The organism is Paenibacillus sp. 2TAF8 (assembly GCF_052114825.1).
GTDB lineage: Bacteria > Bacillota > Bacilli > Paenibacillales > Paenibacillaceae > Paenibacillus.
Genome location: NZ_JBFRFN010000012.1, coordinates 83433 through 104728, shown reverse-complemented (window position 1 = coordinate 104728; position 21296 = coordinate 83433). Strand labels below are relative to the sequence as shown.

Here is a 21296-nt window from a genome sequence, read left to right as displayed (position 1 = left end):
ATAATAATGGCATCCAAGATGTACAGAATGGTGGAATGAAAATGCGGACAGACCTGGAACGATTGCAGGAAGAAGCCGAACGGTTTATATATACATGTTACAAAGAGCTGGGCCATACGCGTGAAGACGCAGAGGCCCGGCTTATTGCCATTAAGCAAGAGATGGACAAAACAGGAACCTATACCCATACTGCTGAAGAAATGGAGCATGGCTGCAAAATGGCTTGGCGGAACAGCAACCGCTGTATCGGGCGGCTGTTTTGGGATAAGCTGCGGATCGTGGATGCCCGTCATGCAGGTACCGGAGGATTGGCAGCACAGGCTGTACTGGATCATATCCATAACGCTTCCAACGGAGGCAAGATCATCCCGACAATTACCATCTTGCCACCAGCTGGACCGGACGGAGAACCGATTCGCCTCTGGAATCACCAACTGATTCGCTATGCGGGATATGAGACAGAAAAAGGTATTGTAGGTGATCCTGCTTCCGTTGAAATGACCAGAGCGGCCATTTCGCTCGGCTGGCAGGGAGCTGGCGGCGAATATGATGTACTGCCGCTTATCATTCAAGCTCAGGGACAGGCTCCAGAGTGGTATGAAATACCTGAGCAGGAGATCATTGAAGTGCAGATTGAGCACCCGGAACGAGCAGAAATCGCTGAACTGGGTTTGCGTTGGTATGGCGTGCCCATGATTGCCGATATGCGGGTCGAAATCGGGGGCATTAACTATCCTGCTGCACCATTCAACGGCTGGTATATGGAAACCGAAATTGGTGCGCGTAACTTTGCCGATACGTTCCGATATAACAAGTTACCTGCTGTAGCTGCTGCACTGGGCTTGAATACATCGAGTGAAACGACACTGTGGAAGGATCGTGCACTGGTGGAACTGAATGTGGCTGTGTTGCATTCATTCAAGAAGGCGGGCGTGAGCATCGTAGATCATCATACGGCTGCGGCACAATTTGCCTTGTTTGAACAGCGAGAGGAGAAGGCTGAACGAGAGCTGACCGGAGACTGGGTGTGGCTGATTCCACCGGTATCTCCAGCGACTACTCATATATTTCACAGCTCCTATCGTAATGAGGTTGTGAAGCCGAACTTTTTTCATCAGGACCCTGCATACAGGTTTCAAGACGGGATGGCTATTGCCGCAGACGCGGATACCCTTGAGCAGCATCATAAGCATCATGAGAATTCGGATCATGAAGAGTACCAAGAGCATCGGTCCGTTGAAACTACGCAGCCACAGGCTGAGAATGCATCAATGAAATGCCCGTTTGCACATTAAGTTGTGTGAGCGGGTTTTTAGCGTTGTTACACGTAAAATGAGAAGGTTAAGATACATTTTTTTCTATATATGAATCCACCGGGGAATTCTATAATGAACATATACTTGATAGGAGGGCGCTGTCGTGGGATACATTGAAACGTTGCGTGGGCTGGTGGGGAATACTCCGTTAATTTTGGTGAGGCCAAGCGTCTTAATTGTTAATGAAAAATGTGAAATTTTGTTGGTCAGACATATGGATAACACTTGGGGAGTGCCTGGTGGAATGATGGAACTCGGTGAGTCGGTAGAAGAGTCGGCACGAAGAGAAGTCAGAGAAGAGATCGGAATCGAAATAAAAAAAATGCAGTTGTACGGTGTATTCTCTGGAGAACAGCTGTATACCAAATTAAGAAATGGAGACGAATACTATAATGTAGTCATTGGATATATTTGTACGGAGTATGAAGGAGAATTAAATCCGGATGGGTTTGAGGTTCTTGAAGCGAGGTTTTATCATCCGACAGAACTGCCTGAAAGTACAGATCCTTACATAAAACGAAAGATTCAAGAAAATGCACATTACTTGGCTTCACTGCTCTAGAAATCTGAAGAGATGTTTCTCTGGATCAGGAGGGAAATCTCTTCAGATTGTACTGTTACACATCATTAAAAGATGTCTCCTAAGACAAAAGTCTTGATTAATATCCCCTTCACTTCAAAGAACTGCGCCATTATCTCTCTTTCATCCGATACCTGCTCCGCATAATCGCTTGAACGGCGATGGCTGCTGCGATAAGAAGGAGGTTAAAGATAAATACGGCATACAGGGACGAAGTCTCCATCAGAAGTGCTGCTATAAGAGGAGATACCATGGAGCCAATCTCGGCTGACGAGACAATTTTACCAATAATGGCGCTTCGATTCGCTGCAGGAGTGTGATCCCCGATATGTGCAAAAAAGGAATCCATGTAACAAGCTCCGCCAATGCCACCGATGAACATGCCAATGTACACCCATAAATGGGCAGATGTACTGAGGAATACAACGACTTCGACCCCGATGAGAAACATGCCGAGCATGCACAGCAGAAGCCGATCACCCAAGCGGTCGGAAAGAATACCAACAAAAGGGGCAGCTGAAAGGGTAGAGATTCCGGCTACAGTAAAGGCCAGACTGGCGGAAAAGGCATCCCACTGCATAATTTGAGTGGCATAGAGTGCAAAATACGTCAGGAATACGGCATAAGCACTCATCTCCAGGACATGCACCGTTATGTATCCTGTAAGTGGGACAGGAATAGGATCTGTACCAGATTTTTTATTCATAGAGGTCCGTTCCTGAGCGGTCTCTTCCTGGCGAAAGGCTTGATCTGCTGGAGTAGAAGCGAGAGCTTCACCATCCTTCATCTCGGGGATCGGTATTATGCCGGATGATTTATGCTCTACTTCGTTTTGCATGGCCATTACAGCAACCATGGCAATCAGACAGCAGCATGCAACCAGCCAGAACGGAACGGACAGTGGTACGTGAAGCGCAAGCCAGCCACTGATTACTGGCCCCAGAATCATTCCGCCACCCTCGCTGCTGCTAATATATCCATTGTACAGTCCCCGGTTATCCCTATTTCCCCCGTCACTGATGATAGAGCGTACGATGACAGTCAGTCCGGTTGAGGCTATTCCTTGCATTAGCCGCAGCACACCAAGCAGCATGGATGTAGTCGCGATGGCAAAACCTGCTGTACATATGGCAAGCATCAGCAACATAAGGGCCAGAGACATTTTAGCACCTGCCAGGCGATAGAGTGCAGAGGCTGGGATCCCACCGGCTACTTTACCCAAATAGAACATTCCGAAAATTAAACCCATTTCCCAGCCAGATAGGCCAAATTGATCGATATATAGCGGAAAGAGGGGTAGAATCATAAATCCCCCCATCTGGCTTAGAAAACAGACACTCATTAACAGGGGTAGATTTCGGCGCATCTCCATGGTCTTCCTCACCTCGACTCCATAATATGGAGTCCCATACGTTAGGAACATATCGTAAAGGACATCATGAGTCATCATATGCTGAGCCGTAAAGAGGGCGTCAATCAGTTCGGAAATTTATCATAAAACTCAAAAAGGAACGTAGCAGATGTAACTGCTACGTCTTCTTATGAGACTTATGCTGCGTAATTTACATCCATGCGGAGCTATAGCGATATTTGCAATCAGTGATGATGGTGAGGATGTTTATTTTCATGGTCAGGCATAACAACGTTAACAACGGTTTTTTGAATATGTGTTGCATGGTTTGTGTTTTCTGCATTGTTTTTTGACTTGTTTTTGGCACGATTTTTAGAAATGAGTTTGCTTTTGTTGGCAGCTTTGCTTTTTGGAGAGAGTGGAGAGAAGAAGTTAGTCATGAAGAATGCCTCCTTGATTAATGCATGATCTGCATCATTTATTTTTTGAATCTATCAACTCGTATGGGCGAGCCAACATATTGAAATAGATTGATTAACAGTAAGGATTGCAGCCGGGATTGCAGTGGTGATGATGAGAATGTGGATGATGATGGTGGTGGTGTGTATCTTTCTCTTTAGATTCAGGCAGAATGACGTTAACGACCGTTTCTTGGATATGCTCTGACTTGCTTGTGTTACCTGCATTGTTTTTAGATTTGTTTTTGGCGCGGTTTTTGGATACCAGTTTGCTTTTGTTGGCAGCTTTACTCTTTGGAGAGTGTGGGGACAAGTAGTTAGCCATGAAGAATACCTCCTTGTGATGGATATACGTTATACTATTCCGAATCTATTAATTCGTTTGTTATAGAAGACTAATTAATAAGAAAATAGATTTATCGCCATATTATGAATATCTGTAACGTACGCGCTTGACCTTTCAAAACAAAAGAAAATGGGGTAAATTATTCATATTCGAGATATGGCTTAATTAAAGTCGTGTATAATAGGTAAGGTTTCTTAGGATAGACCCAAGGATAAGGGGGCGACGTGAAGCATGTCAGAACAACAACCGATCATCCGGTTCGAGCGGGTGACACAGCAATATGACCAGGATGAGGCTGTATTGAAAGCTGTCAGCTTTGAGATTGAACGTGGTAAATTTTATACGCTTCTCGGTCCGTCCGGTTGTGGTAAAACAACGATATTAAGGCTGATTGCCGGCTTTGCGGAGCCGACCGAGGGCAGCATTTATTTTAATGGCCGACTGATTAACCGGGTGCCTGCGCATCAGCGTCAGGTGAATACGGTATTTCAGGATTATGCGTTATTTCCACATTTGAATGTATTTGAGAACGTAGCCTTTGGCTTGCGGATTAAAAAAATGAAAACATCCGAGATTCGCAGCAAAGTGCTGGAAGCTCTCAAGTTTGTCAATCTGTCCGGTTACGAGAACCGGGAGATCGGCGAGATGTCCGGCGGACAGCGCCAGCGTGTGGCGATTGCCCGCGCGATTGTGAACGAGCCGGAAATTCTGCTGCTGGACGAGCCCTTGTCAGCGCTCGACCTGAAGCTTCGTACGGAGATGCAGTACGAGCTGCGAGAACTGCAGCAACGGCTGGGCATCACGTTTATTTTTGTCACGCATGACCAGGAAGAAGCACTCGCGATGTCGGATGAAATCTTTGTCCTAAACGGCGGTGTCATTCAGCAGAGCGGTACGCCGAACGATATTTATGATGAGCCAATTAACCGCTTTGTTGCGGACTTTATTGGAGAGTCGAATATCGTGGCAGGCAAAATGAAACAGGATTTTGTCGTTGAGTTTGCAGGTGCTCAGTATGAATGTGTCGATCAGGGATTACAGCAGGACGAGCCTGTTGAGATCGTCATTCGTCCGGAAGACTTCGAGATCACAACCGAGGAGCAAGGCAAACTCCAGGTGAAGGTAGACTCGCAGCTGTTCCGCGGCGTGCACTACGAAATCTCCACCTATGATGACGCAGGCAACGAATGGTTGATTCATTCGACAAAGAAAGCGGTCGTGGGATCGCGCATCGGGCTTTATTTTGACCCGGAAGCCATTCATGTTATGCGTTTCAATGAAACCGAGGAAGAGTTCGACAAACGACTCGAAGCTTATCAAGAGGCCGCTCATGCAGACTAAAGCCAGCACGCGCAATGCGTATCTGATTCCCTATGTGTTATGGATGGTGTTGTTCGTTGTAGCGCCTGTGCTGCTGGTTATCTATTATTCGTTCTTCGATGTGGAGGGCAACTTCACACTGGGCAACTATGCGCGGTTCTTTACGCCAGTTTATATGCAGATGACGCTCAGCTCGTTCTGGTACGCATTTCTGATTACAGCTTTCTCTCTGCTTATTTCGTATCCAACGGCGTATATGCTGACGCGAACGAAGCATAAGCAATTGTGGCTGCTGCTGATCATTTTGCCGAGCTGGATCAATCTGTTGTTAAAAGCGTACGCCTTCATCGGCTTGTTCGGCACGTATGGTCTGACCAACTCCCTGCTGGAAGTGGTGGGCATTGGTACACAGCAGATTTTGTTCACTGATTTCAGCTTTATCTTTGTTTCGGTGTACATCTTCATTCCATTTATGATTTTGCCGATCTTTAACGCGCTGGAAGAGATGAATCCATCCCTGATCTATGCTGCACGGGATCTCGGCGCATCCTCGTGGCTGACGTTCCGCCGCGTGATCTTTCCGCTGACGATCAGCGGGGTGAAATCAGGCTGTCAGGCGGTATTTATCCCGGCGCTGTCCCTGTTTATGATTACCCGTCTCATTGCGGGGAACCGTGTCATTACGCTGGGTACAGCGATTGAGCAGCATTTTCTCGTTACCCAGGACTGGGGCATGGGTTCGACGATTGCCGTCTTTTTGATTATCGCGATGGCGGTCATTATGTTTCTAACCGGATCAGGCAAGAAGGAGGTGCGAAATGGGAAGAAACGGAAAGCTGTCTAACGTCTATCTGGCGGTGGTGTTCGCCATTTTGTACGCACCGATTGCCTATCTGATTTTCTATTCTTTCAATAGCGGCGGTCATATGCGGGGGTTCGAGGGCTTTACGCTGCAGTGGTACAGGGACGTGTTTGCGGATACCCGGCTGCTGATTATCGTCTTAAATACGTTTATTATCGCGCTGTTGTCCTCGGCGATTTCAACCATTCTGGGAGTGGCGGGTGCACTAGCGATCTATCATGTACGTCGCAAACGGACCAAAAACACGCTGTTATCCCTGAACAACGTGCTGATTGTTAGTCCCGATGTCATTATCGGTGCATCCTTCCTGATTCTGTTTACGATGATTGGCATCAAACTGGGCTTCACTTCGGTATTACTGTCCCATATCGCATTCAGTGTGCCGATTGTGGTCATCATGGTGCTGCCGAAGCTGCAGGAGATGAGTCCAACCTTGATGGATGCGGCTCGCGATCTGGGCGCAGGATCATGGCAAATCCTGACGCGCGTTGTGCTACCTTACGTAAAACCCGGTATTTTCGCTGGATTTTTCATGGCCTTGACGTACTCGCTCGATGACTTTGCTGTAACCTTCTTTGTGACGGGGAACGGGTACTCTACGCTCTCGGTGGAGATTTACTCCAGAGCAAGGCAAGGCGTGTCATTGTCGATTAATGCCTTGTCTACCCTGTTGTTCCTGCTCACGGTGCTGCTGGTGGTCGGATATTACTTCATTAATCGCCGTGCAACACGGATACCACCCGGAGGAAAGGGGCTGCGTCCATGAAACAGCTGGTACGGACATTCGCGCTTGTGTTTGTGGCCGCATTCGCCCTGATGATTCTGGCTTCGTATCTGAACAAAAGTCAGGGGTATTCCGGTGGAAACACGCTGACCATCTACAACTGGGGCGATTATATTGACCCGGATCTCTTGAAGGAATTTGAGCAAGAATCAGGCATGAAGGTCATCTATCAGACGTTTGATTCCAATGAAGCGATGTTGACCAAGATTGAACAGGGCGGCACAACGTTTGACGTGGCGATTCCTTCGGAATATGCGATTAGCAAAATGAAAGAAGAAAACCTGCTCGTTCCGATTGATCACAACAAGCTGCCTAACCTGAAAAACATTGATCCCCGGTTCCTGAACTTGAACTATGATCCGGATAACCAATTCTCTATCCCGTATTTCTGGGGAACCGTAGGTATTGTGTATAATCCGGAACTGGTGGGCGGTCTGACTTTTGATAGTTGGAATGACCTGTGGGACCCGCGTCTGAAAAACCAAATCTTGTTGCTGGATGGTGCTCGTGAGGTCATTGGCATGGGTCTGAACAGTCTGGGGTACTCGCTCAATGATACGAACGAAGATCACCTTCAGGCAGCACTTAAAAAGCTATCTACATTGACCCCTAATGTAAGAGCCATCGTTGGGGACGAGATTAAAATGCTGCTTGCGAACGAAGAAGCCGCGGTTGGACTCGTGTGGTCTGGGGATGCATCAGAGATTATGGATCAGAATGACAAGCTGGATTACAAGGTACCGGAGGAAGGTTCAAATCTCTGGTTCGACAGCATGGTCATCCCGAAAACAGCTAAAAATGTGGACGGAGCGCACCAGTTTATTAACTTTATGTTAGACCCCGATCATGCTGCACGAAATGCGGAGTACGTGGGGTACTCCACACCGAATGCGGAGGCACTTAAACTGTTGCCAGAAGATATCTCGCAGGATGAACGCTTCTATCCAGACGAGACACTGACAAGCAAGCTGGAGGTCTACAACAATCTGGGCAAAAAAATGCTATCGCATTATAACGACCTGTTCCTGGAGTTTAAAATGCATAGTAAATAGCTGTCCCTCAGTCTACGCAAACTGCGGGAAGTGCAACGAATACAAAAGCAACAAAAGCAACAAAAGCAACAAAAGCAACAAAAGTAACTCAAATACCCCTAAGCCTATTGGTGGCTTCAGGGGATATTTGACGTTAAATTTATTCCGAACTGTGAAGAACGAAACGAAGGGGTATGAAACAAAAGGGTGCATATAACAAAGAAACATGTAATGAATCTGGGACAGCGCGGGCTTCGAGAATTCGGATTGCCGGGAACTTTATTTACATCCGTGCGTACTAAAGCCCATAACCCCGAATATGAAAAGTATATCGGGATGGAGGGAACGGAACGGAATGAAAGGAAACGGAAACTCTGACGGTGTAGATGTGATCTTGAATTCAATTGTTTTACTTAAAATGAAGTGGGAAGGAGGTTCGTGATGCTAGGCATGATCGTGCTTGTCCTGATATCTTGGTTTTTGCTTCGCTTCACGATCAGGGAGCCATTAGCCATCTTAGGTTACCGCCCAGCAGGTCTGCGTCTCCAGCAATTTGCGATAGCCTTACTGTTGGGTATCCTCGTTTCCTCGGCAGTTCACTGGACAGAATCCTTGGTTACCCTATCCACTTGGAGGGTAAACCCGGGCTATTCATGGGCTGATTTTGGCGCTGCCAGTTGGTGGAATTTTAAATCAGTATGGTTCGAGGAATTATTATTTCGCGGCGCATTACTTGTGCTTCTGATTCACTGGCTGGGGGTACGATGGGGAGTTGTGTTATCGTCTGTTGTTTTTGGTGTGTATCACTGGTTTTCGGGCGGTGTGATCGGGAACATCCCGGTTATGATTATTCTATTTTCCACCACCTTTATTATGGGTTTGGTTTGGGCATATGCGTATGCCAAATCCGGTTCCATGGCTATTGCAGTCGGAAGCCATCTAGGCTGGAACGGGGTATCATCCATCCTGTTCTCTGATGGCCCGAATGGCGAGCAACTGCTGGTTCAAGTGACAGGTATAAGCTACATGCCACTTGCCGGGTTACCTTCACTGATTTTCTTTATCGCGTCAAACGCGGCCCTGCCGCTGATCCTCTTTTTCTGGATTAAATACAACATAGCTATGCAATCAGAGCCAAGCCAAGTCAATAGACAGTCAGTAGAAACCGACATATGAGTCAGAAACCTTCTGAAAAAACAAAAACCACCCCTGATCACCTCTGGATCAGGGATGGTTCATTTTCTTTTGTATGCTCTAGAGCAATAGCTTTGAAGTGCGATATCCGATGAATATGAGATTACACATTAACGGAGGGGACAGGACAAACGAAGGAAGCGAAGCGCTCGCCTTTACCACCAGATTTTCTCATAAGATATGAGATTCAAAAAAATCTGGGGGTAACAGCGATCCGCAGTTGTTCTGTTCCCGGAGTGGCTCAGTGTAATCTAGTCCAATTCATCGGATATCATGCCACTACATATGCTTTTTGCGCCCCATGATGAGATACGCCCCACCCACAATCAGCACAATCGCTACAACCGGCTGGATATAACTCATGTTGCTCAATACAGAACCAACGGACATCACAGCGAAGAACAGCAGTGAAAGAACGGTCAGAATGTTAATCGGAATAAGCAGCCATTTATTCCGGCCGCCAAACCAGTAGAGTTCGAACAAACCGACAGCTGGCGCGAGAATGAATCCTGGCCACATCGTACCCCAGTTATTAAACAGCATTGCGATCTGGCATACGATACCAACCGTCAGCAGCAGGCCACCCGGAACAAGTAACCCCACGCCGCGGCCTATCATGGCGAAATATAGCCAGTGGAAGAACAGCCCTAGCGGAATAACAAACAGTGTAGGCCAGAAGGTAGCAAAGATCGTGCCTGGCCCCATCGTGCCGCCTTGATTCAGAATCAGGTAAACACCCAGCAAAATCAGGACAGGTGCAAGAATCGTACGTTTAGCCATAATTTCTCTCCTTTTGAATATGGAATCTTTCATCCGTGCATATGTATTCCTTGCATTCGTTACTCACAGCATACCATGAACTGGAAAACGGCAACCTCCGTCTTTGGCGTTAACCTTAACCTAGACTAAAGTCTAGGTATGCTGTATTCGTTCTTATGTCTGCGTTCTAGCCAAACTAGCCCGGTATTGCCCAGGGGTCTGTCCAGTCCACTTTTTGAACGCATTCTGAAATGCACTTTGTTCTGAAAAATGCAGGGCATAGGCGATATCGCCTACAGAATAGTTGCCTCTTTGCAGGTAACGTTGCGCGAGTTCCTTCCGTACCTGAACGGAGATTTCATTAAACGTTGTACCTTCTTCACGCAATCTGGTCTGAAGTGTGCGGATGCTCACGCCGAGATGTGCTGCCGTGTGTTGTAATGTAGGAAAGAAGGAAGGCAGACTCTCCGTGATCCAACCGCTCACCTTGCTGGAGATAGGCTGGGAGGAGTACAGATCGGCTTGGCTCTCCTCGGCCATCGTCTCAAACAGCTTTAACATCTTGGCATCTGAATACAAAACAGGCTGTGTCAGAATATCTTTGGATAAACGCAGGTGGGTATGTGCAGCAGCAAATTGGGGAGTGACCCCAAATGAAGTGACGTAAGGAGAGAAGTCTCCGGTAGCGTCAGGTGCCTCATGACGGAAAAGCACTTCTTTCACGACAGCCTGGCGATTAGCCAGTTTGTTGATCAAATGCAGCACCGAAACAGCCATATCCTCGACACAATGACGGGACATAGGCATATCTTCATTTTGCACAGACAACTGAATGATCACATCCGGTCCATTGACACCCAACTCCAGTTGAAACCCACTATACAAAATATCGTTATACCGCTGATAGGCCGTCAACGCATCCCCGATCGTCTTGGAATGCATCATGACATACCCGGGTAGGCCCAAGTCTGCAAAATCCAGCCGTCCACCCTGGTGTAATCCAAAATACAGATCATTTGTATATTCGGCGGCGCGCCGCATGATCCGTTCCAGTTCGTTGACGGGAATCCGTGCATCCGGGTTGTCCGTAATTACAGGAACGATTTCCATGTCTCTGAAAAAGGATTCGGGATCGAAACCTTTATACACCAGTGTTTTCAGAATGGGATACACCATGCTAATCGAGACGCTTTGATTGAGATGTTTCATAATTCCTCCGTTTGCGCGAATCCGCAATGATTCAGCGCCCTTGATCATTTGTTTATGCCTTCGTTCACTCTATGCTTGTGATATGTCCGTTTCATCGGTCTTCATAGATCATATTATACAGGAGGAACACAAGTATGAATGCAAATAAAATTCTCATCATTAACGGTCATCCTGACCCGCAAAGTTACTGCAAAGCACTGTCAACGTCTTACGCAGAGGGAGCCAGAAAATCCGGGGCGACTGTGGAGTTGATCGATCTGAGTGAGATTGAGTTTAATCCGAATCTGCGATACGGCTATCGTCAGCGAACAGAGCTGGAGCCTGATCTGCTGAGAGCGCAGGAGTTGATCCGTTGGGCAGATCATCTGGTGTTTGTGTATCCGATGTGGTGGGGAACGATGCCTGCTGTAATGAAAGGTTTTATTGATCGGATTTTCCTGCCCGGGTTTGCCATGAGATATCGCGACAACTCACCACTCTGGGACAAATTGCTCAAAGGTAAGTCTGCGCACCTCATCGTAACATCGGATACACCAAGCCTGTACAATAAACTGGTATATAGACAGGCAGGTCACCGAATCATGAAGTCCAACATCCTTAAATTCAGCGGTGTATCCCCCATACGTGTGACCGATATTAGTCCAATCCGCAAGTCGACAGATGCGTTCCGTCAGAAATGGCTGGATAAAGTAAATGAAATGGGAATGAAACAAGCCCGGTGATATTCTGATCCAGTTACAAAATAGACGAGGCAGGGTAATTCCTGCTTCGTCTATTTGCGGTATATCTTTTTACGATAATCCAGTGATTCTATTGTTAATTCACTACTTTTTTACTTTTTCAAAACATCCGAATGTTTCTTGCCCCAGCTGTTCACGCCGTCATCCTCGATAATGGAGATTGCTGCATCTGCAATATCAGGATCCAACATCAGTTTTTCCTGTATCCGGAACTTGATATCATCCGCATCCGCGAGACTGAGGCCTTTCGTCAGCTCAATTAGACCTTCAACATGGTAATACCGGCCTTCCTGAATGATGCGCATCATTTGGATATCGGCCACATGGCTGTCTGCCAGAATCGTCTTGGACACTTTGTCCTCGACATCCTGCGGCGCGGCGACACCGATCAGGCCAATCATGTTGTCGTAGCCGACACGGAAAGCAACGGCAATCATCAAACATCCAATGATGGTAGTTACAATACCGTCCAGCAAGGCAAAGTTCGTCAGGGCAATGACAATAACAGATACTAGCGCAAGGGTTGCTCCAAGCACAGCCACAACATCCTCGTAAAATACGAGACGGGTTGGCGGTGCGGCGCGTCCCACGTTTTTGATGGCAGCAGGCACGAGGGCAAATCCGGTCGCTTTAGGCGCACGAGCTTCCTTGAGAATTTCCTTCATCGCTTTGATAAGGATGGCTCCATCGATCACAATATTAAGCACAAGCACACCAATGTTGATCCACAGTCCGCCTGAGTGACTGGCCGGATGCTGGAGCAGGTGGATACCTTCATGAATCGTTTCATAGGCCATGATCGTCACCACAATAACGGCAATCATGCAGAAAATGTTGATGACCCGTCCAAATCCGGTCGGGAAGCGGCGTGTGGGTTGTTTCTCGGATAATACACTTCCGACAAATACAAACCCTTGGTTAATGGCATCAGCCAGTGAATGCATCGCGGATGCGAACATAGCACCGCTGCCACTGAATATAAAGGCTCCTCCTTTACATAATGCAAGTATGGCGTTACCCGCCATGGCTACGGCAGAGGATGTGTTGCCTTTTTTGACGAGAGACATAAAGCTCTCTGACTTCGGTTGTTCAGCCACTTCGGTAGTTCCTCCCAGATATGTAGTTGATGTAGAAAGACAGTCCTTCTTCCGGTAGCTTGTGCATTTCCACTAAATGTTATTATAACCGCCTTTGCAGCTCCCAGCATTATGAAAAAATGGTCATATCATTATCTGGACGACAATGGTCATTAAGATGTTTGATGTCATCCAATTGGACTTAGTATTCGATAACGTCGAGCTCACGCAAGTTCCGATTGGATTGTTCCAGCAATTCGGTGAAGGTTCCGGCTACGTAATAGACAAAATCAGGATCGTGTTTGAACATAATAATCTGCCCATACGTTCCTTGCTCTGTCGGGTCAAAGTCCAACATGAGATACAATGAGCCGCCACCAAGTTTACCAAAGGTAATCCATGATTTCTGATGAAGATAAGGCTTGATTCGCGGGTCCAGCTCACGCATCTCTTCTTCAGAGAAGTAGTCTTCCATCCGAATTTCTACAGAACCGTCATGCTCCCGCTGCATTTGTTCCAGCGATAACAAGTAGAAAACCATATCTTCATTTTGTGCTGCATCACCTGGAAAAAGGACGTGAAAGGCATATCCGCTGCCATTTTTACGTTTGTAGAATGCCCGGAAATCTTCCGGTAGTCGGATTCCGTAGTGTTGCTCGAACGCGTCAAGCTCCTCATCGGTTGCTCCTTCCTGTTCACGGTAGGCCTCTAGTAACTCCTGGTTTTCTTCATCCTGCACCTTTTCTTCCAGCAGTTCAAACAACTCTTGCATGAGTTCATCGATACGTTGTTCTGATCTTGGCTCTGACATCATGTTTCGCCTCCTTATGAGCGGTCCATGTCATACTCGTCTGGTAAATCTAATGATGAGACGGTTTCCCACTAGTATAGATTTACTCAGGAAACTCGTACAAGAAACCATAGACCTAAGCGGGAGTCCTACATAATGAACGAATATGGATGTGTAAAGTACACTTGTGGTCTATGCAATTGCATTCAGCCACTTAACAATATCTCAAAAAAAGCGTGAGCAGCAGGGTTACCCTGTGACTCACGCTTTTGTCTTTATATGTTTTAAACCAATCTCATGTTTTGTTATTCAAACTTCCAGCAGGACAAACTCAGATTACCCAACTGATATGCCCGGAACATGAGGGAGGCTTGTTTCTTCTCATCTCCTGCACCCATGGCGATCAGGATTGGCACAAAATGCTCTGGTGTAGGAACCGCTGCCTGTGCAGATGGAGCAAGCTTGTCATATGCGAAGAGGGCATCCGTATCCCAGCGCTCCAGCTTATCCTGTAGCCAGTTATCAAATTCCATGGCCCAGGAATCCACACCTTGACTTTCCCAGTTCAGACGGCGCARGTTATGCACGGTTCCACCGCTGCCAATGACAAGAACGTCTTGCTCACGCAAAGAAGCGAGTGCCTGACCGATCTGATACTGTTGCTCACCCGTCAGATAACGGTTAACGGACAGAGCGATAACAGGAATATCTGCTTCGGGATAGAGCAGGCGCAGTACAACCCAGGCTCCATGGTCCAGGCCGCGCACCTCGTCCGTCTGCACTGGAATTCCAGCTTCCGTGAACAACTTGGTGAGCTCGGCAGTTGTTTCGGCATGTCCTTGAGCTGGATATTTGATCTGGTACAGTTCGGGCTGGAAACCGCCGAAATCATAGATCGTGTCATATGAGCCAGATACAGAAGATACGAGCTGTGTAGCTGATTCCCAGTGAGCGGAGAACAGGACGATCGCTTTAGGTTTGGGCAGGTCCTGCCCGAGTTTTTGCAAAAATTCAGTGTACGCATTCTCCTCCAGTGCAAGTGAAGGAGCGCCATGGGCGATAAACAAAGATGGCATCATGATTCAGTCATTCCTTTCGTGTTTTCTGTAGTTACCCCAGCATCCGTCCGAAGAAAGTGTTGGAGTTTGGCATATAACTCTGGGGTCACATGGTGACCTCCGCTATAAGGTACATAAGTGACCTGATTCGTATGGCTGCGGAAAAATGAAGCATTATCTTCGCCCAGCTGTAACGGGAAAAGGTGATCCTGATCACCGTGTGAAATAAATGCAGACAGATTGGAAGAAGGTTGCAGCGTGTATTCCTCTTTTACAAACTGTGGAATGTATCCGCTCATAGCAACAATACCTTTGATAGCATCACCCATAACTAAGGCCAGCGTCATGGCCATGATGCCGCCTTGACTGAATCCGGCAATATAACGCCGTGCAGGATCGATCGCATATTGAGCCGACAGCTCGATGATGAGCTGTTGAAGCCCCTGAACCGAGGCATCGTATAACTCGCGGACGGGATTGCCTATGCTTTTGATCTGAAAATAAGCATAACCTCCGCCCTGTACAATAGGCCCACGAATGGCAACAATAATGAAGTCGGAAGACAATGGCTCCATTAACCGAAGCATGTCCTGTTCATCTGATCCCATGCCGTGCAAGGCAAAAATAACGGGATATTGCTGGTCTTTATCATAATGGGGAGGTAGCTTCACCTCATGAATATAAGTAGAATTCAAACCAATACACCTCCAGGTGAGATATGTGTTACGAACAAATGAAATGTATCAATATAAACAAACTCCAAATTATCAGGCAATGTACATGATCATAAAAAAGTTCACTAATATAAAAATAATATTCTTATTGATGAACAAAATTTATCATGCTTTCATTGTAGGGTCAACACTTTTTTTGTATGATGAAAATATGTTTTGTATAAGGGAACTTGGAATGAGCATCAGTGTGGTGTATTTTTATTTCTGTAGAGGAGGGCGTGAAGAAGATGATGAAACATATCGTACCTATTCTTAGAATTTTTGATGAAGCGAAGGCAAAGGAATTTTACACGGATTACTTGGGGTTTAACGTGGACTGGGAACATCGATTTGAGGCAGATATGCCACTGTACATGCAGGTATCGCAGGATGAGATTATCATTCATCTGTCCGAACATCACGGAGACTGTACTCCGGGTGCGGCATTACGTATTGAGACGGAGCATCTGGAGGAGCTGCATGAGCGGATTTCTTTGCAAAAATATAAATATGCGAGACCGGGTATCGAAAAAACGCCTTGGGATTCACGGGAAATGACGATTACCGATCCGTTTGGCAATCGGCTTGTTTTCGTAGAGGCATCGGTTGAGTCTTGAATGTGAGGAAATGACAGTAAGATAGAGGGAAGGGCAGTACTATGGATATTGGCTTGGCCATTCGAACGATACGCAAACAGAAACAGATTACGATCATGCAGTTGTGTGAGGGGACAGGGTTATCCAAGGGGTTCATCAGTAATGTAGAAAATAACAAAACATCACCGTCTATCGCTACATTGGAGAGCATCGCGGACTATCTGGGCGTACCGCTGCCTTACCTGTTGCTGACATCAGAGCAGCGTATGAATGTGGTGCGCAAGCATGAACGCAAGGAGACCACAGCAGGTAGCGGACAGATCAAAGTACAGCAGTTAACCGCCAAAGGTGCGATGCGCATGTCGATTGTAGAGCTACCGCCAGGTGCTTCGACGGGACTTAGCAAACATGCGGGCGAGGAAAGTCATCTGGTACTGCAAGGTGTCATCCAAGCGAAGCAGGGGGAAGATATCGAGACGTTGGAAGAAGGAGATTCGTTTACATGGAACGCGATTGTACCACATGAAGTGACCAATATTGGCGAGGAACCCGCCGTTGTGCTGATTGCGGTGTCCAAGGAATTGGAGCTCGATCATCTGTTGAACCAGTGAATAGGGCGGGCATGTGAGGAAATGGACGCAGAGTAAAACAAGATGTATACCGCCTACGTTTGTTACTCATGATTGAATCGCACGTATTTACAGAAGTATAAAAAGGTGAGGGACACTTATCCCTCACTTGATCTAGTCAATCTGTTCATCTCTGTGAACCGTGAAGGAGATACTCGATTTGAAAAAGCTTATCATCTTTTTTTTAGTAATATCGTTCTCTCTCTCCATATTTGTTAGTTTCGATGCTTACGATCAAAAGGAACGCAAACAGATGTATCTACTGGAACAGAAAATAGGCTCTGTATTTTTTATGCCAGATGGAGTGGGTTTGTCTGATCCCAATGATATATATCCTATCTTGTTAAGTTCCTCTTCAGAAATGAATATCAATCTGATAAGGCCAGCCATTAACAATAAACCTAATCAGCAGATGGAGTTGGTAAAATACATATTACTTAATGGACCAACGACTCTATTTAATTATATCACTCTAAAGTCTGGGGAATATCTAAGTACTGAACAGACGAAGAGTGACAAAGCTTACTTGTCCACATCACAAGACCATAGCGCACATCAAATTGGAATCATCCAGGATTTTGCAGGCAATGATAGCATATCTGTTAGGCCATTAAGAAGTTCTTTTGATTATTTGCCTGTAAGCGGCTACTACTACATAGAAGGAAATCAAGATAAGCTGGCGAGTTTTTTGGAACGATTAGCCGAGAATACCAATCAATACTTTAAAACCAACAACATGAATATTACGGTATCACCCCAAACTTTTATGAACATGTCTTCTCCAAGGGATGTTTACAGCGTTACTTCAAATACAGACATCCAGCTACTATATTATGTACTAGTTATTATTACTGTTTTTTTTGTTCTCTACTACACGTTCCAGGAAACCAAACGTCTGGGAATTTACAAATTATTCGGATATTCTTTAGGCAAGATGTGGTTTGAATCCATCGGAAAATCGGTTGTGTACGTATTCTGCACTATAATGCTATTATCCATTCTTCTGGCATTTTTCATTCCGGGTAGTAGCTCTCGGTTCATTTATGACCTTATTTATCAACAATGCTTGCTATGTCTAGTAATCGTAGTCTTAACGATGCCTGCTTATACGCGTATGGCCCGTTTTAATGTGATCCATGCAATAAAGAATAAAAAAGGGACCTCCTTCGTCCTCTTTATTAATCTACTACTCAAAGTGGTGGTAACCATTGTGGTTATATCATCTAGTGTTAATATGGTTACCAACTATAAAGCGGTGAAGAATGAAGAATCTGCACTTCGCCAATGGCAAAAAAGTAATAAGTTCGGAGTTTTCTACCCTGTAAACATTGGTTATGATTCCGTCGATTTTCAAAATGGCTCGACACAATTCATTCGCACAACTACTAATTACTTATATCCTTTGCTCAATCAGATGGGCTCCGTGCTAGTTAACGCTCGATCATATGAAACAACAGCTTTAGAACTCGACCAAAACTATGAGGGGCATCGTTCCTTATCTGTGAATCCTAATTATCTTAATGAGTTTCCTGTGCATGATGATAAAGGGCAAATGATTAACATTTCCGAAAACGAAACGGATTGGATTATACTTGTACCTGAACGTTTAAAAGGTCAGCAACAGGAGATTCTAAGTTTTTTTCAAACGGAACGTAAACAAAGAGTTAAGTTTGATAAGCAGACTTTAGGAGTGGATGTACCTGAAACAGTGGCTTCCCCTAAAATTCGTATAATTTGGACAACAGATGGACAAGAAGTATTTAGCTTCAACACGGATGTCTACCCACAAAACAATAATAATATTCTCGACCCAATTATTCAGGTGGTTACACTCAAGAATAGTCTACTCGGAGATCGAGATGCCATTTTGGGTGGCGGAAGTACGGATCCCTTAAAAGTAAAATTAATAGATGGTGACACACAAAAAACGTATATGTCAATGAAGTCCTCTCTAAGACAGCTTAAATTGGATGATAACCTTCATTACGTAATCACCGTTGACCAATATATAGCGACTAAGCTATACCATCTGAAGGCTCAGTTTTACACTGCCTCACTTTCATTAGTTATTAGCATGTTTATTCTTATTCTTCTACTGCTTCAAAACGTATCTATTGTCTTTAGTAAATATCAGCAAAAATTTATTATAAGAGGAATTTTTGGTCTCTCTATACCGAGGAAATACAAGGAGTTTTTTGTTTTATTCATTGTGACATGGACTATATCATTACTAGGGGTTATTTATACAGAACATGCTTATTGGGCTCTGGCTATTCTTATATGTTTTTCTCTTTTAGCATTAGAACTATGGGGTTCATTAGTCTGGTTGAAAAGAATCTGGCGAAAGCATATCACCCAAGTTATAAAGGGAGGAGGACAGTGACTTGAATCAAAATTCCATTTATGAACTCCATAATGTCAGTAAATCGTATGGTGACAACAAGGTAATACAGAACTTTGATCTAACGATTTATCAGGGGCAACTGATTGCGATTACAGGTAAAAGCGGCTCAGGCAAAACGACATTAATGAACTTGCTAGGTATGTTAGAGCAGCCTGACGAAGGCTCCGTGAAATTTAAAGGAATTACTGCACCTAAGCTGGGAAGCCGGGAACAAATGTATATCCTAAGGAGTAACATATCCTATTTATTTCAGAACTTTGCCCTGATCGAAAATGACCATGTGAGCAACAATTTAGAGGTTGCGCTGGCCTATAGCGGTCAATCAAAAAAGGAAAAACAACGCTTAAAGATCAATGCTTTAGAGAAAGTAGGCTTGGACATTCCATTGAATAAAAAAGTGTATGAGTTATCTGGAGGAGAACAGCAGCGTCTGGCATTAGCTAGAATTTTATTGAAACCTTGTGATGTTATTTTGGCTGATGAACCAACGGGATCACTAGATTCCATAAATCGCAATTTTGTTTTGAATACACTGCATGAGCTTCACCAGGACGGTAAAACCATTATTATAGTGACGCATGATGATATCGTTGCAGAACAATGCGAACGAACGATAAGTTTATAAATGACAAATACAATACATGAAGTACTACGAATAGGAGAAGGCAGACTATAATTTCTTGGGTTCTCCAAGAAATTCACTTCATTTTCTAAAGTCTTATAGTACTGGCAAAATCCTAGTGCCCATAGTTTTATCAATCCATCGTGTATCAAAAAAAGCACCCATCAAGGTGCTTTTTTGATTCTAATAATGGAGGTGAGCCGGGGGCAGTCGAGCCCCTGTCCAAAGATAACGACACATAAGCTTCTACGGGTGTAGTCACAGTTATGTGACGAGTATCAGTATTGAGCCAAAACAGGATTAGCCCAAGCAGGAATAAGGTCCACACGATAGATCAAGTGTTCTTTCATAATTTCCGCTACAATGATAGGCTCGTATGTATTATCAATGATGACAACTCGATCTGCAATGGCTAAAGCTGGTGTGAGGTTCTTCAATGACTCACCATATCGATAACGGATATCTTCTTCAGCAATCCAATGACCACCCTGCTCATAGAGGCACCAGATTCTTTAGCTTGTTTACGTGCATGTTGATTTGCCTTCTTTAAAATTTCTTGGAGCTGTTCTCGATTCTCAAACATCTTGAATCCCCCAATCTAAATGTCATTCCTAAATGCAACTTGATTATATCATAAACAGAAAAACCACCAACCAGAATGCTGGTTGGTGGTGTCTTCATTGCATACATTAATTTATTGGTAGAAACCTTCATTCACATCTTATTGTGGATTGGTTGTCCAGATGCCTGCTGCTTTGACGAATACACGATCAGACAGCTTGAGTGTTGCCAGCGCAAGCTCGGCTACATCTTCGGCTTGCATCATGCGCTCTTCGTCTCCGATTTTGAGTCCGGCATTTACAGCCAGTTCGGTGTTCACAGTGCTTGGCGTCAATGCGGTAACACGAATGTTGGATTTACGAACTTCCTGCATTAAGGATTCCGTCATGCCAAGCAATGCGAATTTGGAGGCACAATACGCTGAACCTGTAGCGAATCCACGCTCACCTGCTGTTGAAGCAATGTTAATGATGCTGCCGCTGCTTTCTTTGATCATGCTTGGAAGCACGGCACGTGTCACATAGTATGTACCCATGACATTCACATGCAAGATGCGTTCCCACTCTTCAGGGTCCATTTCCAGCAGTGTCCCAAAGCTTCCGATCCCTGCATTGTTAATGAGGATATCTACAGCTCCGAGTTCAAGTTCAATCGCAGCAACAGCTGCTTCAGCTTGAGTGCGATCCGAGATGTCAGCTGCAGCACTCGTTACTTTTACGCCATATTGCTGGCTTAAGGACTCTTGAAGAGCTTGCAGATCGGAAGCCGTGCGGGCAATCAGTCCAAGATGAACGCCTTCTTTGGCGAGTGCTTCAGCGATGGCGCGTCCAATACCTTTACCGGCACCTGTGATAATAGCTGTTTTATTTTTAAGTTCCATGGGAATATTCCTCCTCA

The 21296-nt window shown here is 45.4% G+C and carries 23 protein-coding genes; 12 read left to right on the top strand and 11 right to left on the bottom strand.

Going from position 1 to position 21296, the window contains the following annotated elements:
- Positions 1-41 precede the first annotated feature (41 nt).
- Positions 42-1295 (top strand): nitric oxide synthase oxygenase, encoded by a 1254-nt coding sequence (locus AB4Z30_RS18550; protein WP_441928995.1) that lies wholly within the window; start codon positions 42-44, stop codon positions 1293-1295.
- A gap of 124 nt (positions 1296-1419) precedes the next feature.
- Entirely contained in the window at positions 1420-1878 is a 459-nt protein-coding gene (locus AB4Z30_RS18545) for an NUDIX hydrolase (protein WP_441928994.1), read from the top strand.
- Between the two features lie 130 nt (positions 1879-2008).
- Here the strand turns inward: AB4Z30_RS18545 and AB4Z30_RS18540 are convergent, their stop codons facing one another.
- The 3 genes from AB4Z30_RS18540 to AB4Z30_RS18530 all read right to left on the bottom strand — a co-directional run bounded on the left by AB4Z30_RS18540 (position 2009) and on the right by AB4Z30_RS18530 (position 4030).
- Positions 2009-3262 (bottom strand): MFS transporter, encoded by a 1254-nt coding sequence (locus AB4Z30_RS18540; RefSeq protein ID WP_441928993.1) that lies wholly within the window; start codon positions 3260-3262, stop codon positions 2009-2011.
- A gap of 230 nt (positions 3263-3492) precedes the next feature.
- Positions 3493-3687: a hypothetical protein gene (locus AB4Z30_RS18535; protein ID WP_145414021.1), complete on the bottom strand. Its 195-nt coding sequence runs from the start codon at positions 3685-3687 to the stop codon at positions 3493-3495.
- Positions 3688-3781: 94 nt separating this feature from the next.
- Complete coding sequence (locus AB4Z30_RS18530) at positions 3782-4030, bottom strand: hypothetical protein (protein WP_441928992.1); 249 nt, start codon at positions 4028-4030, stop codon at positions 3782-3784.
- Between the two features lie 252 nt (positions 4031-4282).
- On the opposite strand from AB4Z30_RS18530, the gene AB4Z30_RS18525 reads away from it, so the two are divergent.
- The 5 genes from AB4Z30_RS18525 to AB4Z30_RS18505 all read left to right on the top strand — a co-directional run bounded on the left by AB4Z30_RS18525 (position 4283) and on the right by AB4Z30_RS18505 (position 9224).
- On the top strand, positions 4283-5392 hold the full coding sequence (locus tag AB4Z30_RS18525; RefSeq protein WP_441928991.1) for an ABC transporter ATP-binding protein: 1110 nt from the start codon (positions 4283-4285) through the stop codon (positions 5390-5392).
- Positions 5382-6215, top strand: coding sequence for an ABC transporter permease (locus AB4Z30_RS18520; protein ID WP_090924110.1), 834 nt, complete (start codon positions 5382-5384; stop codon positions 6213-6215). Before AB4Z30_RS18525 ends, AB4Z30_RS18520 begins: the two co-directional genes overlap by 11 nt.
- Positions 6190-6999: an ABC transporter permease gene (locus AB4Z30_RS18515; protein ID WP_441928990.1), complete on the top strand. Its 810-nt coding sequence runs from the start codon at positions 6190-6192 to the stop codon at positions 6997-6999. The genes AB4Z30_RS18520 and AB4Z30_RS18515 overlap by 26 nt, the downstream gene beginning before the upstream one ends.
- Complete coding sequence (locus AB4Z30_RS18510; RefSeq protein ID WP_441928989.1) at positions 6996-8069, top strand: ABC transporter substrate-binding protein; 1074 nt, start codon at positions 6996-6998, stop codon at positions 8067-8069. The genes AB4Z30_RS18515 and AB4Z30_RS18510 overlap by 4 nt, the downstream gene beginning before the upstream one ends.
- Before the next feature lie 420 nt (positions 8070-8489).
- Positions 8490-9224, top strand: a complete 735-nt coding sequence (locus tag AB4Z30_RS18505) for a CPBP family intramembrane glutamic endopeptidase (RefSeq protein ID WP_441928988.1) — start codon at positions 8490-8492, stop codon at positions 9222-9224.
- A gap of 297 nt (positions 9225-9521) precedes the next feature.
- Here AB4Z30_RS18505 and AB4Z30_RS18500 read toward each other — a convergent pair whose 3' ends face one another.
- Both AB4Z30_RS18500 and AB4Z30_RS18495 read right to left on the bottom strand, forming a co-directional pair.
- Positions 9522-10022 carry a hypothetical protein gene (locus AB4Z30_RS18500; protein ID WP_441928987.1) on the bottom strand — a complete coding sequence of 167 codons (501 nt, stop codon included), beginning with the start codon at positions 10020-10022 and terminating at the stop codon, positions 9522-9524.
- Between the two features lie 153 nt (positions 10023-10175).
- Complete coding sequence (locus AB4Z30_RS18495; protein WP_441928986.1) at positions 10176-11210, bottom strand: AraC family transcriptional regulator; 1035 nt, start codon at positions 11208-11210, stop codon at positions 10176-10178.
- 134 nt (positions 11211-11344) lie between these two features.
- On the opposite strand from AB4Z30_RS18495, the gene AB4Z30_RS18490 reads away from it, so the two are divergent.
- Positions 11345-11932, top strand: coding sequence for an NAD(P)H-dependent oxidoreductase (locus AB4Z30_RS18490; RefSeq protein ID WP_441928984.1), 588 nt, complete (start codon positions 11345-11347; stop codon positions 11930-11932).
- Between the two features lie 110 nt (positions 11933-12042).
- Here the strand turns inward: AB4Z30_RS18490 and AB4Z30_RS18485 are convergent, their stop codons facing one another.
- The 4 genes from AB4Z30_RS18485 to AB4Z30_RS18470 all read right to left on the bottom strand — a co-directional run bounded on the left by AB4Z30_RS18485 (position 12043) and on the right by AB4Z30_RS18470 (position 15569).
- Positions 12043-13017 (bottom strand): cation diffusion facilitator family transporter, encoded by a 975-nt coding sequence (locus tag AB4Z30_RS18485; protein ID WP_441929071.1) that lies wholly within the window; start codon positions 13015-13017, stop codon positions 12043-12045.
- Between the two features lie 211 nt (positions 13018-13228).
- Complete coding sequence (locus AB4Z30_RS18480) at positions 13229-13840, bottom strand: SMI1/KNR4 family protein (RefSeq protein WP_441928982.1); 612 nt, start codon at positions 13838-13840, stop codon at positions 13229-13231.
- 281 nt (positions 13841-14121) lie between these two features.
- Entirely contained in the window at positions 14122-14895 is a 774-nt protein-coding gene (locus AB4Z30_RS18475; RefSeq protein WP_441928980.1) for a DODA-type extradiol aromatic ring-opening family dioxygenase, read from the bottom strand.
- On the bottom strand, positions 14892-15569 hold the full coding sequence (locus AB4Z30_RS18470) for an alpha/beta hydrolase (protein ID WP_441928978.1): 678 nt from the start codon (positions 15567-15569) through the stop codon (positions 14892-14894). The genes AB4Z30_RS18475 and AB4Z30_RS18470 overlap by 4 nt, the downstream gene beginning before the upstream one ends.
- 269 nt (positions 15570-15838) lie before the next feature.
- Here AB4Z30_RS18470 and AB4Z30_RS18465 point away from each other — a divergent pair, with 269 nt between their 5' ends.
- From AB4Z30_RS18465 to AB4Z30_RS18450, 4 genes are all read left to right on the top strand, one after another.
- Positions 15839-16204 carry a glyoxalase superfamily protein gene (locus AB4Z30_RS18465; RefSeq protein WP_441929070.1) on the top strand — a complete coding sequence of 122 codons (366 nt, stop codon included), beginning with the start codon at positions 15839-15841 and terminating at the stop codon, positions 16202-16204.
- A gap of 41 nt (positions 16205-16245) precedes the next feature.
- A complete protein-coding gene (locus tag AB4Z30_RS18460) occupies positions 16246-16794 on the top strand; it encodes a helix-turn-helix domain-containing protein (RefSeq protein WP_441928976.1) in 549 nt (182 codons plus the stop codon).
- A gap of 178 nt (positions 16795-16972) precedes the next feature.
- Positions 16973-19195 carry a DUF1430 domain-containing protein gene (locus AB4Z30_RS18455; RefSeq protein WP_441928974.1) on the top strand — a complete coding sequence of 741 codons (2223 nt, stop codon included), beginning with the start codon at positions 16973-16975 and terminating at the stop codon, positions 19193-19195.
- A gap of 1 nt (position 19196) precedes the next feature.
- Complete coding sequence (locus tag AB4Z30_RS18450; protein WP_441928972.1) at positions 19197-19841, top strand: ABC transporter ATP-binding protein; 645 nt, start codon at positions 19197-19199, stop codon at positions 19839-19841.
- A 430-nt stretch (positions 19842-20271) separates the two neighbouring features.
- Here AB4Z30_RS18450 and AB4Z30_RS18445 read toward each other — a convergent pair whose 3' ends face one another.
- Together AB4Z30_RS18445 and AB4Z30_RS18440 are read right to left on the bottom strand one after the other, a co-directional pair.
- Complete coding sequence (locus AB4Z30_RS18445; protein ID WP_441928970.1) at positions 20272-20421, bottom strand: hypothetical protein; 150 nt, start codon at positions 20419-20421, stop codon at positions 20272-20274.
- A gap of 138 nt (positions 20422-20559) precedes the next feature.
- Complete coding sequence (locus AB4Z30_RS18440) at positions 20560-21279, bottom strand: 3-ketoacyl-ACP reductase (RefSeq protein WP_441928968.1); 720 nt, start codon at positions 21277-21279, stop codon at positions 20560-20562.
- Positions 21280-21296: the final 17 nt, after the last annotated feature.